The organism is Caballeronia sp. LZ003 (assembly GCF_031451465.1).
Taxonomy (GTDB): domain Bacteria; phylum Pseudomonadota; class Gammaproteobacteria; order Burkholderiales; family Burkholderiaceae; genus Caballeronia.
Genome location: NZ_JARUXJ010000001.1, coordinates 2,255,776 through 2,274,710, shown reverse-complemented (window position 1 = coordinate 2,274,710; position 18,935 = coordinate 2,255,776). Strand labels below are relative to the sequence as shown.

At 61.8% G+C, this 18,935-nt stretch carries 16 protein-coding genes and 3 tRNA genes; 13 read left to right on the top strand and 6 right to left on the bottom strand.

The window, feature by feature from the left end:
- Positions 1-4 precede the first annotated feature (4 nt).
- Entirely contained in the window at positions 5-406 is a 402-nt protein-coding gene (gene acpS, locus QCE79_RS10195; protein WP_250465258.1) for a holo-ACP synthase, read from the top strand.
- Positions 407-478: 72 nt separating this feature from the next.
- Complete coding sequence (gene nagZ / locus QCE79_RS10190; protein WP_250526060.1) at positions 479-1,507, top strand: beta-N-acetylhexosaminidase; 1,029 nt, start codon at positions 479-481, stop codon at positions 1,505-1,507.
- A gap of 126 nt (positions 1,508-1,633) precedes the next feature.
- Here nagZ and QCE79_RS10185 read toward each other — a convergent pair whose 3' ends face one another.
- From QCE79_RS10185 to earP, 4 genes are all read right to left on the bottom strand, one after another.
- Complete coding sequence (locus QCE79_RS10185; protein ID WP_244825790.1) at positions 1,634-3,019, bottom strand: sigma-54 dependent transcriptional regulator; 1,386 nt, start codon at positions 3,017-3,019, stop codon at positions 1,634-1,636.
- Positions 3,020-3,208: 189 nt separating this feature from the next.
- Positions 3,209-3,553, bottom strand: coding sequence for a BON domain-containing protein (locus tag QCE79_RS10180; RefSeq protein ID WP_250465256.1), 345 nt, complete (start codon positions 3,551-3,553; stop codon positions 3,209-3,211).
- A gap of 262 nt (positions 3,554-3,815) precedes the next feature.
- A complete protein-coding gene (gene efp, locus QCE79_RS10175; protein WP_086966248.1) occupies positions 3,816-4,373 on the bottom strand; it encodes an elongation factor P in 558 nt (185 codons plus the stop codon).
- Positions 4,374-4,686: 313 nt separating this feature from the next.
- Positions 4,687-5,868 carry an elongation factor P maturation arginine rhamnosyltransferase EarP gene (gene earP / locus QCE79_RS10170; RefSeq protein ID WP_309843905.1) on the bottom strand — a complete coding sequence of 394 codons (1,182 nt, stop codon included), beginning with the start codon at positions 5,866-5,868 and terminating at the stop codon, positions 4,687-4,689.
- A gap of 134 nt (positions 5,869-6,002) precedes the next feature.
- On the opposite strand from earP, the gene uvrC reads away from it, so the two are divergent.
- The 6 genes from uvrC (at position 6,003) to QCE79_RS10140 (ending at position 10,225) form a co-directional block, all read left to right on the top strand.
- Positions 6,003-8,258, top strand: a complete 2,256-nt coding sequence (gene uvrC / locus QCE79_RS10165) for an excinuclease ABC subunit UvrC (protein ID WP_309843902.1) — start codon at positions 6,003-6,005, stop codon at positions 8,256-8,258.
- 119 nt (positions 8,259-8,377) lie between these two features.
- The gene (gene pgsA, locus QCE79_RS10160; protein ID WP_309845279.1) at positions 8,378-8,974 is read left to right on the top strand and encodes a CDP-diacylglycerol--glycerol-3-phosphate 3-phosphatidyltransferase; all 597 of its coding nucleotides are present in this window, start codon (positions 8,378-8,380) and stop codon (positions 8,972-8,974) included.
- A gap of 188 nt (positions 8,975-9,162) precedes the next feature.
- Positions 9,163-9,238, top strand: a tRNA-Gly gene (locus QCE79_RS10155).
- 102 nt (positions 9,239-9,340) lie between these two features.
- Positions 9,341-9,416, top strand: a tRNA-Gly gene (locus tag QCE79_RS10150).
- Positions 9,417-9,493: 77 nt separating this feature from the next.
- Positions 9,494-9,567 (top strand) — tRNA-Cys (locus QCE79_RS10145).
- A gap of 172 nt (positions 9,568-9,739) precedes the next feature.
- Positions 9,740-10,225 (top strand): GNAT family N-acetyltransferase, encoded by a 486-nt coding sequence (locus tag QCE79_RS10140; protein ID WP_244825782.1) that lies wholly within the window; start codon positions 9,740-9,742, stop codon positions 10,223-10,225.
- Positions 10,226-10,242: 17 nt separating this feature from the next.
- Here QCE79_RS10140 and QCE79_RS10135 read toward each other — a convergent pair whose 3' ends face one another.
- Complete coding sequence (locus QCE79_RS10135; RefSeq protein WP_309843898.1) at positions 10,243-10,842, bottom strand: SCO family protein; 600 nt, start codon at positions 10,840-10,842, stop codon at positions 10,243-10,245.
- Between the two features lie 241 nt (positions 10,843-11,083).
- Here QCE79_RS10135 and otsB point away from each other — a divergent pair, with 241 nt between their 5' ends.
- On the top strand, positions 11,084-11,836 hold the full coding sequence (gene otsB, locus QCE79_RS10130; RefSeq protein WP_309843896.1) for a trehalose-phosphatase: 753 nt from the start codon (positions 11,084-11,086) through the stop codon (positions 11,834-11,836).
- Entirely contained in the window at positions 11,833-13,215 is a 1,383-nt protein-coding gene (otsA, locus tag QCE79_RS10125; RefSeq protein ID WP_309843895.1) for an alpha,alpha-trehalose-phosphate synthase (UDP-forming), read from the top strand. The genes otsB and otsA overlap by 4 nt, the downstream gene beginning before the upstream one ends.
- Before the next feature lie 89 nt (positions 13,216-13,304).
- Here otsA and QCE79_RS10120 read toward each other — a convergent pair whose 3' ends face one another.
- Positions 13,305-15,128, bottom strand: a complete 1,824-nt coding sequence (locus QCE79_RS10120) for an ABC transporter ATP-binding protein (RefSeq protein WP_244825774.1) — start codon at positions 15,126-15,128, stop codon at positions 13,305-13,307.
- 867 nt (positions 15,129-15,995) lie between these two features.
- On the opposite strand from QCE79_RS10120, the gene QCE79_RS10115 reads away from it, so the two are divergent.
- The 3 genes from QCE79_RS10115 to QCE79_RS10105 all read left to right on the top strand — a co-directional run bounded on the left by QCE79_RS10115 (position 15,996) and on the right by QCE79_RS10105 (position 18,662).
- Entirely contained in the window at positions 15,996-17,060 is a 1,065-nt protein-coding gene (locus tag QCE79_RS10115; protein ID WP_244825773.1) for a glycosyltransferase family 4 protein, read from the top strand.
- A 240-nt stretch (positions 17,061-17,300) separates the two neighbouring features.
- Entirely contained in the window at positions 17,301-18,137 is an 837-nt protein-coding gene (locus QCE79_RS10110) for a hypothetical protein (RefSeq protein WP_309843893.1), read from the top strand.
- 51 nt (positions 18,138-18,188) lie between these two features.
- The gene (locus QCE79_RS10105) at positions 18,189-18,662 is read left to right on the top strand and encodes a DUF2214 family protein (protein WP_244825771.1); all 474 of its coding nucleotides are present in this window, start codon (positions 18,189-18,191) and stop codon (positions 18,660-18,662) included.
- Positions 18,663-18,935 lie beyond the last annotated feature (273 nt).

Below are 18,935 nucleotides of genomic sequence, written 5' to 3'. Positions count from 1 at the left end.
CATCATGGCGATCTACGGAATCGGCACGGACATCGTGCAGGTGAGCCGCGTGGCGGCGGTGATGGAGCGCACCAAGGGGCGCTTTGCCGAAAAAGTGCTCGGGCCGGACGAGTTGCGCATCTATCATGCGCGGCGCGCGCGGTCCGAAGTGCGCGGCCTCGCGTTTCTCGCGACGCGCTTTTCCGCCAAGGAAGCATTCTCGAAGGCGATCGGCCTCGGCATGCGCTGGCCGATGACCTGGCGCGCGCTTCAGACGCTCAACGAGGCGAGCGGCAAACCGGTCGTCAAGGCATCGGGCGAACTGGCCACATGGCTTGCCGAGCGCAATATCACGGCGCAGGTGACGGTCAGCGACGAGCGCGATTACGCGGTGTCGTTCGTCATCGCCGAAACGCCGGATGCGTGATAGCGCGGGGACATGCGCGCTTCAGGGCAGGGCATCACTCCAACAACGACGGTAACGATCCAATTGAATTCGATGAAACGCACTCCCGGCCCAGTCATGCTCGATGTCGAGGGCACGACGCTCAACGACGCGGATATCGAGCGCATCTCGAATCCGATGACGGGCGGCATCATTCTCTTCGCGCGGCACTTCAAGGATCGCGCGCAACTCGTCGCATTGACCGATGCGATTCGCGCGGTACGCGAAGACATTCTTATCGCAGTCGATCACGAAGGCGGACGCGTGCAGCGCTTTCGCACCGATGGCTTCACGGTGCTGCCCGCGCCTGGCAAGCTCGGCGCGCTGTGGGACAAGGACGTGCTCGCGGCCACCAAGGTGGCGACGGCGTTCGGTTACGTGCTCGCTTCGGAACTGCGCGCGTGCGGCATCGACATGAGTTTTACGCCGGTGCTCGACCTGAACTACGGTCAGTCGCAGGTCATTGGCGACCGTGCGTTGCATGGCGATCCGCGTGTGGTGACGCTGCTTGCCAAGAGCCTGAATCATGGGCTTGCGCTTGCCGGCATGGCCAATTGCGGCAAGCACTTTCCTGGACACGGGTTCGCCTCGGCGGATTCTCACGTCGCGTTGCCCACGGACGATCGCTCGCTCGAAGAGATCCTTGCCGCCGATATCCGTCCTTACGACTGGCTCGGCTTGTCGCTGGCGTCTGTCATTCCGGCGCACGTGATCTACACGCAAGTCGACGACAAACCCGCGGGCTTCTCGCGTATCTGGCTGCAGGACATTTTGCGCGGCAAGCTGGGCTTCAATGGCGCGATCTTCAGCGACGATCTTTCGATGGAAGCCGCGCGCGCGGGCGGCACGCTCACCGAAGCGGCGAGCGCCGCGCTCACCGCGGGCTGCGACATGGTGCTCATCTGCAATCAGCCAAAAGAGGCGGGCAAGGTGCTGAACCAGTTGCGCTATACGCCTACGAAAGCATCCGAGCAGCGTCTCAAGCAGATGCGTCCGCGTGGCAAGGCGCCGCGCTGGAGCAAGTTGCAGGGGCAGGCGGAATATCTGGCGGCACGGGAGTTGGTGAAGAGCGCGTTGGGTTGAGGCGATCGGCAAAAGCAAGATGAACGTCCGCCACGGCGGAGCGCCAAGCAAAAGGCCACGGCACATACCGTGGCCTTTTGCTTGTGTGATTGGAGCGCGCCGAGCGTTGCCCGGCGGCGCCCACCATCACGACGATTCCAGCTTCATTCTTTGCAACTTGTTGTAAAGCGTCTTCGGGCTGATGCCAAGCAGCGTCGCTGCCCGATGCCGCGTGCCACCAACCGCTTCGAGCGTCGCGCGAATCAGCATATCTTCGACATCGGCGAGCGCGGTGCCAACCGTCACCTGCACGCTGCTGCCGTTCAGACCGCGACCGCTGCCGCCTTGTTCATCGGCGCGCAAGGTTTCGATCGTTTCGCCCGACGCGTGATATGCCCTGCGCACGCGTTCGCGCAACTCGCGCACGTTGCCCGGCCATTCGTTCGCGATACATTCCCGCAGGAACGCAGGGCTGATGCGTTTAGGCGACCCGCTCGTGATGCCCGCGATATGGTTCTCGCGATTCAGCTCGTCGACGAATTGCTCGGCGACCAGCGCGATGTCGTCGTCGCGTTCGCGCAGCGGCGGCAGATTGATCGACGAACCCGCAAGACGCTGGAACAGATCTTCGCGCAACGCGCCGTTTGCAACGGCATCGCGGATCGGCGTGCGTGACGCCGCAATCAAGCGGAAGTCCGTCATGATGCGGTTGCTGCCGCCCACGCGCATGAAGGTCTGCGAGTCGAGCGCGCGTAACAGCGCTTCTTGTTGGGCGGCGGGAAGCGAATCGATCTGATCGAGGAACAGCGTGCCGCCGCCCGATTGCTCGAGCAGCCCCGGCTCGCGATTCTCCGCGCCCGCGAACGCGTTGCGCTCATGGCCGAACAGCACGCTTTCCATCGAACGATGCGCGCCATCGCGCGCCGCCGAGCAATCGAACGTGACGAACGGCCCTTTGCGACGGCGGCTCAGTTCGTGAATCGTGCGCGCCGCGATTTTCTTGCCCGTGCCCGCTTCGCCGCAAATCAGCACGGCGGCTTCGGTTGGCGCGGTATGTTCGATGAGATCGTAGACATGCTGCATGGCCGCGCTGCGCCCGAGCATCTCGCCGAAGTGGCCGAGTTCGCGCAGTGTCGAACGCAGGGCCTGCACTTCCTCGGTCAGCTCGTATGGACGAGGAATGCGCGCGAGAAGGCTGCGCAAGCGTGGAATGTTGACCGGCTTGAGCAGATAGTCCCAGATGCCGTGGCGCAGGCCTTCGATCGCGCTTTCGACGGTTGCGTTGCCGGTCATCACGATCACGGGCAGCGCGCCGTCGGGCGCATGAGAAGGCAGGCTTGGCAGCAGGTCGAGACCGCTCCCGTCCGGCAGGTTCAAGTCGATGAGCACGACATCGGGAATGGAACGCGACAAGGCAGCGCGCGCTTCTGCAAGCGTCGTCGCGGTGTCGACGGTGAAGTCGTCGGCCGTCAGGATCGCGGACAGGCCGGACAAGCTATTGGGATCGTCTTCGACAATCAGTGCGTGTGGCATGGCGGACACAACGTATTAAATGGACTGTGATTCGCCGTCGCCGCAAGCATGGCCTTCGAAGCGATGCGAGGGCTCCGGCACGTCATGGGCGGGATATGCGCGCCCTTTTCCGGCGTGCTGCGTACAGGTCCCGCTGCGTTTGTTCGTCCTGCGCTTTCTTCTTGGTTCTCGTTATTGCGACTGTTGCGGCTATTGCGACTGTTGCGTCTTGACGCGCAGATCGTTATTGACGGATTGCACGCCCGACACGCTGCGGGTGATCGAGATTGCCTTCTGGATCTGATCCTCCGAATTGACATACCCGGACAACAGCACGACGCCGCGATACGTCGCCACGCTTACCACGAGCGATCTGAACCCCGGCTCCGCGATCAATGCGGCCTTCACGCGAGCCGTCACCGAAGCGTCGGATGCATAGTCGCCTGCCGCTTCGCGCGACGGTGTCGACTGGCAACCCGCCGTGAGTGCGAAAACGGGCAGCGCGAGCATCGCGGCGAGCAGCAGATGACTGCCGATGATGGGCTTTTTACGCATGTCGTTATTGTTAAGTCCGTATTAAGCGGACAGAGCAGAAAGCGTGCCACCACGTAAGTTTTGGACTACATCCTTACGAATCAAGCGCCGATGAGCCTCTGCGGCCGGTCGCTAATCGCTTAATTAGGTCGAGACCGGTAAAGTTTGCCTGAATTTGTCAAAAACTTCACGCAAAAGAAAAAGCGCCCGCGAAGGGGCGCTTTCTTGTGCGGTGTAAAACGACGCTTAAAACGTCATTGCCGCGAGCAGTTCCGGGCGTGGCTTACGCGCGGCTGCGATATTCGTTGGTGCGGGTGTCGATTTCGATCTTGTCGCCGATGTTGCAGAAGAGCGGCACTTGCAGTTCAAATCCGGTGTTGAGCTTGGCGGTCTTGAGCACCTTGCCCGACGACGTGTCGCCCTTGACGGCCGGCTCCGTGTAGATGATTTCACGAACCAGCGTGGTCGGCAGTTCAACCGAGATGGCCTTCTCGTTGTAGAACACGACTTCGCAAGTCATGCCGTCTTCGAGGTAGTTGAGCGCGTCGCCCATCATTTCGGCTTCGACTTCGAACTGGTTGTAGTCGGCGTCCATGAAAACGTACATGGGATCAGCGAAGTACGAGTACGTCACTTCCTTGCGATCCAGCACGACGACGTCGAACTTGTCGTCCGCCTTGTAGACGGTTTCCATGCCTGCGGCCGTCAGCAGGTTCTTGAACTTCATCTTCACGACCGCGGAGTTACGGCCCGATTTGTTGTACTCGGCGCGTTGAACGACCATGGCATCGCTGCCGATCATGACGACGTTGCCGACGCGGAGTTCTTGTGCGGTCTTCATAAAAACTAGTCCTGTACGAATGTTTGGCTTGAATTGCTGCGGAATGAATAAATCGGCAGCGGTGTCTTTGTGTTGCGTCGCGTGTTCGACCGTAAGGTCCGAACGCGGGCCACCGCGCGAGAATTCTGTGCTACGAGGTTCCGGCTTTTTTCTGATCGGCGTTCAGGGCTTCGGTTTCCGAACCCAAGCGTAAGGCGTAGGGTGCGAAATCTTTTGGCTGAATAATGCCGTCCCTCGGATAACCGCTTATTTTAACTGAGTTTTTGCCGATTTGGCCACTGGATTGGAGGCAGCGCGACGCCTTCGGTAGACGTTATTTCGCCATCCGCTCAGTGGCGTGCGCGACGAGATTGCTGGCGAGATCGCCGACTTGAGCGAGTTCGGCCGCCCATTGCCGCGCGCGTGCCTCGAATTCGCGCCGATGCGCCCAGAAGTCCGCCCAGTCCACCGTGCCAACGCCGTTCCAGGCATGCCAGAAGCGATGCGCCGCGCCGCGCGCGTCGGCGCAAAGCTGCTGCGTGTAATGGTCGAGCGCCGCGTCGAGTTTGGGCAGATGGGCGTCGTCGGATTGCGGATAGATGTGCCATACGAAAGGCTTTTGGGCCCATTGCGCGCGCACGAACGAGTCTTCGCCGCGCACGAAGTTGATGTCGGCGGCCCATAAAAGCTCGTCGAAGCGCGGTTGTTCGACGAAGCCGAGCGCGTGTGCTTCCAGCGCGCCCGCCCGCGCCGATGCGCCCGCCGCAAAGCCCGTCAGTCCAAAAAAACGCGCAAGCGCGCCGGAGATGCGGCCCTCGGGCACGAGCAAGGTGACGGGCGCGTCGCCGTTGCGCCATTGAGCGAGGAGGGTATCGACGGCGGGATTTTCGTAGGCGAAGAGCGAGACGACCGTCCGATCGGGCGCGGGCTTTTCGATGCCCACGCGCTCGCGCCACCAGGCGGACGCGTCGAAACGCTGGCGCGCTTGGTCCAGATCGCGTTCCTTGATGACGCCGCCGGTTCCCGCGCCGAGTCCGGGAAAGAAGAAGCTCTTGTCGAGCGGATAGCGCGGATGAGGCGACGGCCGCGTATGAAAGTCCGCGACCCAGTCTTCGCCGCTCAGGTATTCGAGGTTGATCCACACGGGCTTGCGCGCGCGACGCGCCATCGCGGCGATATACGCGTGCGGGATTTCGCAGGCGAACGCTTCGATCACGACATCGGCGATCTGAAGCGTATCGCCCGCGTGCGCCGGATCGCGCCAGTGTTCGACGACGACGCCCGCCGCTTCCTGCCGCGCGAGCGCGACATCGATTTCCGGGCACAGTGCGTGGAAAACCTTGAGGTCGTCGACCAGCAGCCGCACACGCCAGCCGTGCTCGCGGCGCAACTGGCGCGCGAGCCGCCAGCACACGCCGACGTCGCCGAAATTGTCGACGACCGCGCAGAAGATGTCGCAAGCGACCTGGCCGTGGGGCTCGTGGCCGGCTTGCTGCCGATGATGTGTCGTTGACATGGGCGTCGAAGGCGGCCGGCGGGACGGCGGCGTAATGTTCTAAACTGGCGATTCTAAGATACCGGTCGCGCCCGGACGTAAAGCGTCCTCGCGCCGTGCCAATGCCTTCCTCGCGCTCCACGCTTACTCGCTGCATGACTGACAACGACGCTCCCGCACCGGATTTCGACCCGAAGAAAACGCTCAGGCAATTGCCGAATCTGCCGGGCGTCTACCGCTATTACGACGGCGACGGCAAGGTGCTCTACGTCGGCAAGGCGCGCAATCTGAAGAAGCGCGTGTCGAGCTACTTCACGAAGACGCTGCACTCGCCGCGCATCGCGATGATGGTGACGCGCATCCGCAAGATCGAGACGACCGTGACGCGCTCGGAAGCGGAAGCGTTGCTGCTCGAAAACAATCTGATCAAGGCGCTGGCGCCGCGCTACAACATTCTTTTTCGCGACGACAAGTCCTATCCGTTCCTCAAGCTGACCGGGCACAAGTTTCCGCGCATGGCGTACTACCGCGGCTCGGTTGACAAGAAGAACCAGTATTTCGGGCCGTTCCCGAGCGCGTGGGCCGTGCGCGAGAGTATCCAGATTCTGCAGCGCGTCTTTCAGCTGCGCACGTGCGAAGACTCGGTCTTCAGCAATCGCACGCGGCCGTGTCTGTTGCATCAGATCGGGCGCTGCACGGCGCCGTGCACGGGACTCATCAACGAAGAGGACTACGCGCGCGATGTATCGAACGCGTCGCGTTTTTTGCTTGGCCGGCAGGGCGAAGTGATGAAGGAACTCGAGCAGAAGATGCACGCCTTCGCCGCCGATCTGCGCTTCGAGCAGGCGGCGGCCGTGCGCAATCAGATGAGTTCGCTGTCGACGGTGCTGCATCAGCAGGCGATCGAAGTCGGCGGCGAGAGCGACGTCGATATCCTCGCGGTCGTGGCGCTCGGCGGCAAGGTGTGCGTGAATCTGGCGATGGTGCGCGGCGGCCGGCATCTCGGCGACAAGGCGTATTTTCCGGCGCATGTCGAAAGCGCGATCGCGCTGGGCGATGAGGATGCGCTTGGGGATGACCTGGAAGAGCAGGCGCCGGACGCGGTCGGAGCGACGGAAGCATTGAGCGAATCGGGTGCCGCTCGTGCGAGTGTCGCGGTGCTTGCGCGTGTCGCCGGAGCGGACGATGCAATGGACGGCGGCGGTGTGCTCGAAGCCAACGACGCGCGCACAGCCGACAACATGACGCCCGCCGCCGATGCAACCCAGGCCAACGACGAAACGCAAGCCAACGACGCAATCGATGCCAACGAAGAGCTCGACTCGGAAGACGCCATCGAAGCCACCGCAACATCCCGCGAAGGCGCCCTCGAAGCCGAAGTGCTCGAAGCGTTCATGGCACAGCACTACATCGGCAATCGCATCCCGCCGGTGCTGGTCGTGAGCCACGCGCCCGCGAGCCGCGAGCTCATCGATCTGCTCAACGAACAGGCGGGACACAAAGTCACGCTACTGCGTCAGCCGCAAGGCCAGAAACGCGTGTGGCTCTCCATGGCCGAGCAAAACGCGAAGCTCGCGCTCGCGCGTCTGCTATCGGAACAAGGTTCGCAGCAAGCGCGCACGCGCTCGCTCGCCGAGACGCTCAGCCTCGACATGGAAGACCTGGCGCAACTGCGCATCGAGTGCTTCGACATCAGTCACACCATGGGCGAGGCGACGCAGGCATCGTGCGTGGTGTATCACCATCACAAGATGCAGTCGGGCGAGTATCGGCGCTACAACATCACCGGCATCACGCCCGGCGACGATTACGCCGCCATGCGTCAAGTGCTCACGCGCCGCTACGAGAAAATGGTCGCGCTTGCCGCCGCCAACGCCAGCGACGAAGCCGCGACGCTGCAAACCGAAGACGCCGCCGATCCCAACGTCACGCCGGATGCCGCATCGCCCGTATCCGCTGGCGGGACGCTGCCGAATATCGTGCTGATCGATGGCGGCAAGGGACAAGTCGAGATCGCGCGCCAGGTGTTTTCGGAGCTCGGGCTCGATCATGGCATGCTGGTGGGTGTCGCGAAGGGCGAAGGGCGCAAGGTCGGGCTCGAAACGCTGATCTTCGCCGATGGCCGTTCCGCGCTCGAACTCGGCAAGGAAAGCGCCGCGCTGATGCTCGTCGCGCAGATTCGCGACGAAGCGCATCGCTTTGCGATCACCGGCATGCGCGCCAAGCGCGCCAAGACGCGGCAAACGTCGCGCCTGGAAGAACTCGAAGGCGTCGGCGCGAAACGGCGTCAGCGGCTCTTGTCGCGTTTCGGCGGTTTGCGCGGCGTGCAGGCGGCGAGCGTGGAAGATCTGGCGAGCGTCGAAGGCATTTCGCTGGCACTCGCGCAGCAGATTTATCGACAGTTGCATTGAGCCGGACGCATGGCGCGGCGCGGCTCGCAATGGCCGCGCCGCGTGGCCCGCCGCCTTGTGAGCGACGGGTCGACGCGGCACAATGGCACCTCCCTTTCATGTGGCTCTCGCTCTCGTCCATGCCGTTCAACTTACCGATTTTCCTGACGTGGCTGCGAATCGTGCTGATTCCGCTCGTCGTGGGCGTGTTCTACTTGCCGGACATGATGTTGAGCCTCGAGCATCGTAATTTGCTCGCCATGGTCATCTTCGTTCTGGCCGCGCTCACCGACTGGTTCGACGGCTTTCTTGCGCGCAAGCTTAATCAGACGTCCGCGTTCGGCGCGTTTCTCGACCCGGTCGCGGACAAACTCATGGTGACGGCTGCTTTGCTCGTGCTCGTGCAGCTCATGCGCTTGAACGCGGTGATCGCGCTCGTGATCGTCGGGCGGGAGATCACGATCTCGGCGCTGCGCGAATGGATGGCGCAGATCGGCGCATCGAAGAGCGTCGCGGTGAATTCGCTGGGCAAGTTCAAGACCGTATGTCAGATGGTCGCCATTCCTATGCTGCTGTTTTATGGGCAGTTGCGCATCCCCGGCGTGCAATGGGTGATCGATACGCGCGTGTGGGGCTTGCGGCTCATCGATGTCGCCGCGTTCCTCACCGTTTGGTCGATGCTGTACTACATGAAACTCGCGTGGCCGCAGATTCGTGAGCGGGGCGGCATGCTGTGAGTTGAGCCGTCCTTGCAGCCGTTCTTCAGTTTGCTAAAAATTGCGTCGAAACACGAAAAGGGCGCGCAAAAACAGTTGACACCTTTTCTTCGCTTCTACATAATCTCGTTTCTGTCGAACACGCAGCGCCAGCAGCAAGGAAGTAAAGAGCTGAAGGCACCGCGAAGACGGCAGAAAGCATCAGCAACGCGGGAGTAGCTCAGTTGGTAGAGCGCAACCTTGCCAAGGTTGAGGTCGCGAGTTCGAGCCTCGTCTCCCGCTCCAGATTCAAGTCTTCGAGGCATGCAGCGCAGCGGTATCAAGCGAAGCGGCGACGAAAACAGCAGCAAGCAAGTGTAAGCAGTAACGCAGCACGGAAAGATCAATGCGGGAGTAGCTCAGTTGGTAGAGCGCAACCTTGCCAAGGTTGAGGTCGCGAGTTCGAGCCTCGTCTCCCGCTCCAATCAAAGGGGAAGCAACGCTTCCCTTTTTGTTTGGTGGACTTGCCGGCGTTTCGGCCGGGACCACCACACCGCTTATGGCGCGATAGCAAAGCGGTTATGCAGCGGCCTGCAAAGCCGTTTAGACCGGTTCGACTCCGGTTCGCGCCTCCAAAAAAAAGCCCTGATTCGTCAGGGCTTTTTCTTTTTACAACGTCGGATCTTCGGCGCTTCTGCCGATTCTCGATTGCTGCAAGGAAGCTCCCGATACGCCGCGTGGCGCCGGCGCGGCATAATTGCGGCACTTTCCATTGGCGCGGCATCCGCCGCGCCGCATGCCAAATCCATGACCGACAGACTCTCCGACATTCAGTGGCGCTGGAAGCGCTTCGACGATCTCACGACGACCGAGGTCTACGACATGCTCGCGGCACGCAGCGCGGTCTTCGTCGTCGAGCAAAACTGCGTTTATGGCGATATCGACGGCTACGATGTCGATGCCTGGCATTTGCTCGCCTACGGCGAAGACGAGCAACTCGCAGGCTATCTGCGTGTGTTGCTGCCAGGGTTCCCGAAAGAAAGCGAAACCGATGTCCGCATTGGCCGCGTGCTGACGACCGTCAAATTTCGCGGCTTCAAACTCGGTAACGCGATGCTCGAACGCGCGCTCGATCACATCATCGCGCAATGGCCGGATCAGCCGATCAGTCTGCACGCGCAAGCCCATCTGCAGAAGTTTTATGGCGCGTTCGGTTTCGTCGCGTCGTCGGGCGTACATGACGAAGACGGCATTCCGCACGTGTGGATGCGCCGACCCGGCTTCGGCGCATAACGCCTGCGGGCGCGTTCCTACGTACTCTTCCCGTGGATCACGCGTTCGAGATCGGCTGCAATGGCGTCGATGGAATCGCGGTCGGTGGCGAGCAGGCGCGCGTGACCATCGCGATCGAAGATGTACACGGCCGAGCTGTGCGTGACCTCGTAAGCGCCGCTCGGATCGCGCTTCTCCATCTGATACGCCACGCGGTACCGCTGCGCGATGGCTTCGATTTGCCGATCCGAGCCCGTCATGCCCACGGCGTGTTTGCCGTCGAAAGCGCGCACGTAAGTCCGCAGCAACGCGGGCGTGTCGCGCGCGGGATCGACCGAAACGAACACGATGCGCGTCTGGTCCGCGTCAGGCCCCACGCGCGCCAGAACCTGCATGAGACGCGCCATGGTTTCCGGGCACACATCCGGACAATGCGTATAGCCGAAATAGACGAGCGTCGCGCGGCCTTTCAACGATTGGCCCGACACATGCGCGCCGCTGTCATCGACGAGTGAAAAATCGAGATCGGGCAGATGGCCGGAAACATCGGTCAGATGCCACGGCTCGGCAGGACGTGAACAGGCAGCGAGCGCGGTGAGCAGAACGGATACAAGCAGGCGGCGGAAGGGTGCGGGCATCGAAAGGTTGCTTTGGACTGTAACGGCTGTATCAAGCCCGCAAAATACACGCCTTTTCATCGGCGTGAGGCGCATGATTTAGCTTTAAGCACATTTTCGAGACAATTTGCCGCGCGCGCCTGCTCTTCCGTAAGCAAGACGCCATGCGATCGTCAATCCGCTTCTTTCCAGACGGAAAGCCTGCGGCAGTAACATGCGATACGCACGCGCCCATCACAGGCAAACCACAGGTCAACGATCGATGCAAATTCTTCCCGATTCCCTGTCTCTTGCCGAGACCGCTTTCTTCTTCGACTTCGACGGCACGCTGGTCGAACTCGCCTCCACGCCGGATGGCATTTTCGTGCCGCGCTCGGTGCCCGACATTCTCGCCGCCTTGCGACGCGCCACCAATAACGCGGTCGCGGTTGTGTCGGGGCGCGGTATCGACAACATCGATTCGTTCTTGCAGATGCCCGATCTGCCCGTCGCCGGCATGCACGGCGCCGAGCGGCGCGATTCGAATGGCGACGTGCAGCGCATTGGTTTCAACGACGAGCGGCTTTCGCGCATGGAGCACGCGCTCGAAGGCGTCGTCAGCGCGAATCCCGGCATGCTGCTCGAAATCAAGGGCGCCGCGCTCGCGCTGCATTATCGCAATGCGCCGGATCGCGAACCGGCCGCGCGTGCGGCCACCGAGCGGCTCGTCGCACAATACGCCGATGCCTACGTGCTTCAGCCCGGCAAGATGGTCTACGAGATCAAGCCGAAGGACGTCGACAAGGGCCGCGCGGTGCGCGCGTACATAGGCGAGCCGCCGTTCACGGGACGCAAGCCCGTCTTCATCGGCGACGATCTTACGGACGAGAAAGGCTTCGCGGTCGTCAACGAATTCGACGGTCTGTCGATCAAAGTCGGTCCCGGCGACACCGTGGCGCGCGCGCGAATCGAATCCGTCGAACTGCTGCTCGACTGGCTGCAAGTGATCGCGGGCACGGCGGGGAAGCACGCGTGAGCCGGCTGATCATCGTTTCGAACCGGGTGGCGCCGATCTCCGAAGGCGGCCCGGCCGCGGGTGGCCTCGCGGTCGGCGTCTACGACGCACTCAAGGAAACCGGCGGCATGTGGTTCGGCTGGAGCGGCGACGTGCTGAACGCGCCGCCGGAAAGCATCAAGCTGGAAGAGCACGGGCCGGTGACGTTCGCGACCATCGGACTTTCGCGGCAAGACTACGATCAGTACTATCGCGGCTTTTCCAACGCGACGTTGTGGCCGGCGTTTCACTATCGGCCGGATCTGATCGAGTTCGACCGCAACGAATACGAAGGCTATTGCCGCGTCAATCGCTGGCTGGCCACGCAACTCGCGCCGCTGCTCAAGCCCGACGACGTGATCTGGGTGCACGACTATCACCTCATTCCGTTTGCGCAGGCGTTGCGGGGGCAGGGCGTTCGAAATCGCATCGGGTTCTTTCTGCATATACCGTTTCCAGCGTCGCAGATTCTGTTGAGCGTGCCGCGTCATCGGAACCTGGTGGAAGCGTTGTGCGACTTCGATCTGCTGGGTTTCCAAACTGAGCCCGATCTGCGCGCGTTTTGCGATTACATCGAAACCGAGGCGGGCGGCACGCTCGCGAAAGACGGCGCGAAGCCGGTCGTGGTCAGCGCGTTTGGCAAGACGGCGCGCGCGGCGGCTTATCCGATTGGCGTCTATCCCGACGAAGTCGCGGCGCTCGCGAAAGACGGCGAGAGCGGCCGCGACGTGCAGATCGTCAAGGCGACGCTGCATCAGCGCAAGCTCGTGATGAGCGTGGATCGGCTCGATTATTCGAAGGGTCTGGTCGAGCGATTTCGGGCTTTCGAGCGTCTGATCGAGCATCGGCCGCAGCAGCGAAACAACGTTTCGTTTTTGCAGATCGCGCCGCCGACGCGCTCGGACGTCGATGCTTATCGCGACATTCGCCTGCAACTCGAAGCGGAGTCGGGGCGCATCAACGGGCGTTACGCCGAGCTGGACTGGACGCCCATTCGCTATATCCATCGGCAATACGAACGGCCGGTGCTCGCGGCGCTGTTCCGCGAGGCGCATATCGGCCTCGTCACGCCATTGCGCGACGGGATGAATCTGGTGGCAAAGGAATATGTATCGGCGCAAGACCCGGACGATCCCGGCGTGCTTGTGTTGTCGCAATTCGCTGGCGCTGCGCGTGAGCTGACTGCCGCGCTCATCGTGAATCCGCTCGATATCGACGATATGGCCGATGCACTCGCCACCGCGCTTGCAATGCCGCTCGACGAGCGCCGGGCGCGTTACACGGAGATGATGGCGCAACTGCGCGACAACAACGTTTCCGTGTGGCGGGATAACTTTTTGCGGGACTTGAAGGCGGGGTAGAGCGGCGAACGATCACGCCAAAGCAACGCAGATGTAAAAAGCCGCGTTCTCTTCCGGGAAGCGCGGCTTTTTAACGTCGTCGTCGAAACTTAGGCCGGCTGCTTATGCGGCGTGGCAACGATGGATGGCAACTTGCCGTGCTGCTTCGACAGCAACTCGCGATACAACCCAGGCCGGTCGCGCAGTTCTTGCGGCGAGCCATCGTCGATCACCTTGCCGGCGCTCATCACGATGATGCGGTCGAAGTTCTGCAACGTCGACAAACGGTGCGCAATGGCAACCACCGTGCGGCCGACCATCAACCGGTCGAGCGCCTGCTGAATGGCTTCTTCCGATGAACTGTCGAGCGCGGACGTCGCCTCATCGAGCAAGAGAATTGGCGCGTTTTTAAGGATCGCGCGCGCGATCGCGATGCGTTGACGCTGACCGCCCGACAGCTTCACGCCGCGATCGCCGACGATGGTATCGAAGCCTTCTGGCATCGCTTCGATGAAGTCCGTGCAGCGGGCTTCGCGTGCGGCGGCCATGACTTCCTCACGCGTCGCTTCGGGCCGGCCATACGCAATGTTCTCGAACACCGTGCGATGGAACAGCGAAATATCCTGCGGCACGAGCGCAATCGAATGTCGCAGGCTGTCCTGCGTGATGCCGTTGATATCCTGGCCATCGACCTTGATGCTGCCCTTCTGCGTCTCGTAGAAGCGCTGCAGAAGCGCGAGCACGGTTGACTTGCCCGCGCCCGACTTGCCGATCAGACCGACTCGCTGGCCCGGTTCGATATGCAGATGGAAGTTGTCGAGAATCGGACGACGGCGCGGATACGCGAACGTGACGCCATCGAAATCGACGCGGCCGCCCTGTGGCACGAGTTCGGTGGCGTCGGAACGGTCGGGCATGCCATGCGGTTCGAGCAGCGTCTGCACGGCTTCGGCCAGACGCGCGACGTGCTGCGTGACATCCACGAGCGCCACGGCGAGGTCGCGCGTGCCGTGCAGGATCGTGAAGCCGAGCGAGCTGACGAGCACGATATCGCCCGACGTCGCCTGGCCTTTCGACCAAAGCCATAGTGCCCAGCCGAGCAGCCCGGCGGAGAGAATCGCCGTCACGACCGCGTGGAAGAGGCGCAGCTTTTCCAGGTACAAGAGGCTTTGCTGACGCGCGACCATCTCGGCCTTCACCGTCGAGCCGAAACGCTTCTGCTCGTTGAAGGTCATGCCGAACGCGCGCACGAGTGCCATGTTGCCGATTACGTCGACCAGTTCGCCATCCACCGAAGCGGCCTTCGACGCGAAGCTGTGATGCCGCGCCGAACCGCGCTTGGCCAGCCGATACAAAATGAACGCGAGGATCAGCGACGCGCCCATGAGGCAGCACGCCATCAACGGATTCACCGCGACGATCATGATGATCGCGCCCAGCACCGCGATGCACGGCGGCAGGACGTTCCAGGCCATCACGTTTTCGGAGGTGTAGATCGCGTTCGAGGTCGCCGTGATCCGGCTCGCGAGCATGCCGGGCTGTTTCTCGGAGAAGTAAGTCGGCGAATGGCCGCTCAAGTACGAGAACAAGTCCTTGCGCAGGTCGCCCGTCACGATCACGAACACGTGCGCGCCGACCCAGCCGCCGACCCGCCAAAGCAGGTTGTCGGCGGCGATCAGTCCCACCAGGATCATGAACGCGCCCCAGAGCGGACCGGGATGACCCCGGCCCTGACCGAGCACATCGATCAGATGCTTGATCGCGTACTGGGAAGCGAGCGCGCAGCCAACTGCGGCAAACACGCTGAAGAGGACGATGGCATGCGCTACCGGATGCCGGCGTATGTAACGCAGAAGGAACGCCAGCGGGCGATGTGCATAGCTCGCGAGCTTGGCGTTGTGTGCGTTACGTTGAGAGACGGTAAGTTGGTCCAATGGTCTTTTTTCGTCGTAGAGCGGTTGAGCGTGTGTTGCGCTTTCGGATTTCCGGGCGAAAAGCGTTTCGGCGACGCGGCGCCGTCTCCATTGCCTGAATTGTAGCCACTATCGCTCAAGCCTCAGGCGTCAATCGGGCGTTTAATGCTGGGCGGCAGTTTTTGCCGCCTCGACATCGTCCGCAGTGGACCGAACCCTAGGCCGAGCGCCACCGCGATTCGAGCGCCTTGCGGCATCGGCGCGCATTGTAAGCACTTTGCGAAACTTTTTGCGATGGAGCAAGCGCTCAAATTAAGCTCGCCTGCCGCAGCCACGCTATACGGGCTCGATTTCAGACCGGTGGCACCGCCAAGCCAAAGCACGTGTCGCGCCAGCGCAGGTTGATGGGTGGTCGAAATGGACGTCGCAGCATCGAGAGCGTGGCGTCGCCCGTGCATCGTTCAAGCGCGTGGGTCCAATGTAGAACAGCCTTAATAAACAGGGGTTTGCAAAATGTTTCCCCCGTGTAACAAGGTAAATAAGTTGAAATGCCTGCCTGCGTGCTCTGTAAAAAGCTCCATAATTCGCTCCGGGTTTTCACTAAGTTTTTTTGACAGCTTTTTGTAGGATGTCGTCAACCTCGAAAGCCGTTACGCGTTTATTGCTGGTGTGCGGATTATTTTGAGACATGGAATCGCTTTTGCTTTGATGCGATCCGTTCGAAGGTCTCGCGCAAAACCCAAGTGACCGGCGACCACGCTTTTCTTTCTCGTGCATCAGCTTTGCAACGCGGTGAATCCACCGCAGCAGCTCCCGCCCGAGCCGAGCGATTCGCCCCTTGTCCACGACTGAAGTACTTAGCCTGATTTTTTATTTGGAGTTTCCGACATGCGAATCGCTCAAATCGCGCCCCTCCACGAGGCTGTTCCGCCGAAGCTCTACGGTGGCACGGAACGCGTGGTGTCTTATCTGACCGAGGCTCTCGTCGAGGCCGGACACGACGTCACGCTCTTCGCGAGCGGTGATTCGCAAACGTCCGCGAAGCTCGAAGCGTTCTGGCCGCAAGCGCTGCGTCTGGATCCGACCATTCGCGACACGATGGCGCCGCACATGCTGCTGCTCGAAGAAGTCCGCCGCCGCGCTGACGAATTCGACGTGCTGCATTTCCATATCGATTATTACCCGTTCTCGCTGTTCGCACGTCAGCCGGTTCCGTTCGTGACGACCATGCACGGTCGTCTCGATCTGCCAGAACTGCAGCCGATCTTCTCGACGTTCAACGACGTGCCGGTTGTCTCGATTTCCGACAATCAGCGTCAGCCGCTGCCGCAAGCGAACTGGCTGTCGACGGTGTATCACGGCCTGCCGGAAAATCTGCTCACGCCGATCCCGAACGTCAAGCCCGGCTACCTGGCGTTTCTCGGCCGCATCTCGCCGGAAAAGCGCGTGGACCGTGCAATCCGTATCGCACAGGCCGCCGGCATGAAGATCAAGATCGCCGCGAAGCTGGACAAGGCCGATCGCGCTTACTACGAGGAAGAGATCAAGCCGCTCTTCGCGCTGCCGCATGTCGAATACATCGGTGAAATCAGCGAAGCGGAAAAGACCGAGTTCCTCGGCAACGCGCACGCGCTGCTGTTCCCGATCGACTGGCCGGAGCCCTTCGGTCTCGTCATGATCGAGGCCATGGCGTGTGGCACGCCGGTGATCGCGTTCAACCGCGGTTCGGTGCCGGAAGTGATCGAGAACGGTGTGTCGGGCTTCGTTGTCGAAGACGAACTCTCGGCGATCGCCGCAGTGAAGCGTCTCGACACGCTGTCGCGCGCGAAGGTGCGTGAGGCGTTCGAAACGCGCTTCTCGTCGAAGGTCATGGCCGCGCGCTATGTCGAAAATTACGAGGAACTGCTGCGTCAAAAACGTCGCACGGTGCTGCGCGAAGTGAACGCAGGCTAAGTTTTCGCACGCTGTTTTCGTATCGAACAACGCCCCGCGCGCCGCAAGGCTCGCGGGGCGTTGTCGCAATGGCACACTTGAATGGCGCATCTGAGCGCTAAGCCGCTTTCGTCCGCGAAACCTCTGAGGAAAATCGTAATCTCCCTATAATGTCCGGGCTTCGTCAAGTGCGAAGCGAAATTGCCGTTAGCGTGGATAGTGCGCGACGGCGTGCATCGAATGAAAGACAGGAGCGCAACTTTGGCGATACCCAAGCAAATCAGCGCGAGCCCGGCGCCCGGCGCCGGCACGGTATTCGCGCTGCGGGCCATCGGACTGATACTCGCGGCGCGCTGGGCGTTGTCGATGTCGCAAATGGGCTATCTGTCCTCGCTGCGCGCCATGACATCGTCGCCGTGGGCGTGTCTGAATCTCGTGCTGATTTTTTTGCTGATCGCGCTGCCGGGTGCGAAGGCGCGCATCGAGCGGCCGCTGCATCCGCTGCCACAATGGCTGCGGCAGGCGCTGCGCTTCCTTGCGCTTCTCGCGTTTGCCTTCGCGATGTTCTCCGTGGGCGCGTTCGTCTGGGCTTCGGGCTGGCGCCGTTTCGTACACACGCTCGCCGAGACCAACGGCTGGCTCGCGGTCGGCCCGGCGCTCTACGCAGTCGTGATGTGGATATGCCGTCCGCGTGCGCTCTGGCGTACCAATATCGCGGCGCGGCGCTTTGCCATCGGCCGCTTTGCAATCTCGCTCGATCCCGTCACGCGCACCGCGATGGTCTGGGCGGAAAGCCGCAAGCTCGGTCAGTACGATGCGCGGGAGTTGTCGGTGAAGTGGCCCGCGCCCGTCGCCGACGAAGCCGCGCAAATCTCGATTCTTGCGCCATCGACGGAACCGGCCGCGCCGGCATCGACGATCCATCGCAATGGCACACTCAGGAAGGGTTGGTTCGCGCGCCGTCCGAAGGTCGAGTTGTTGTGGGATTCGCCGGCAGCGGCGGGGCACAATCGCAAGACGGTATTTCGCGCGCCGTTGGCGAGCGTCGGCGACCGCAACGCGGCGCGCGCACTCGACACGACCTTGCGGCAAGTCTGACGAGGTCGCCGGCAACGCAGAATTTGCTTCTCGTTTTCGATGGAGGGAAGGATGCTGATACGCTGGTTGCTCGCTGCGCTTCACTTGCTTGGTTTCGGTTTCGCCTTGGGCGCCGTGCTCGCGCGTGCGCGCGCCTTGCGGCGGCTCGATGTCGCGCAGTCGGTGCAGGCGAACGATGTGCGTCTGCGCGATGTGTTCCGCTCCGATTCCGTGTGGGGCATCACTGCAATCGTGCTGATCGTCACCGGGCTGATGCGCGCGTTTGGCGGCTTCGAGAAAGGCGGCTCGTACTATTTGCACGAGCCGCTTTTTCATCTGAAGATGACCGCGCTCGTGCTGATCTTGCTGATCGAAGTTTCACCGATGCTCGCGTTGATTCGCTGGCGCGTGACGCTCGCGCAGGGCGGACCGATCGATCTCACGCGCGCCCGGCGCTTCGCGTGGATGAGCGATCTGGAAGCGGCGCTGGTGATCGTGATGGTGATTGCCGCAAGCGGAATGGCGCGCGGCGTGTGGGCGTCTTAGCTTCGGCTGGCGAAGCGCGTGGACGAAAAAAAACGGCGCCCGAAGGCGCCGTTTTTTATGGCATTCAGTTCAGACTTCGACTGCTTGCCTCTGTCGTGGTGGGTGGTACTGGGATCGAACCAGTGACCCCTGCCGTGTGAAGGGGTCTTGGCGGGCCGCTTCGCTTTGCTGCGCGTCCCTTCCAGTGCTCTACCGCTGAGCTAACCAGCTTGAATCTGTCTCCGTGTCTCCGGAGTGTCCCCAATCGGGACGGTTACGGCTTGACGCCGCGAA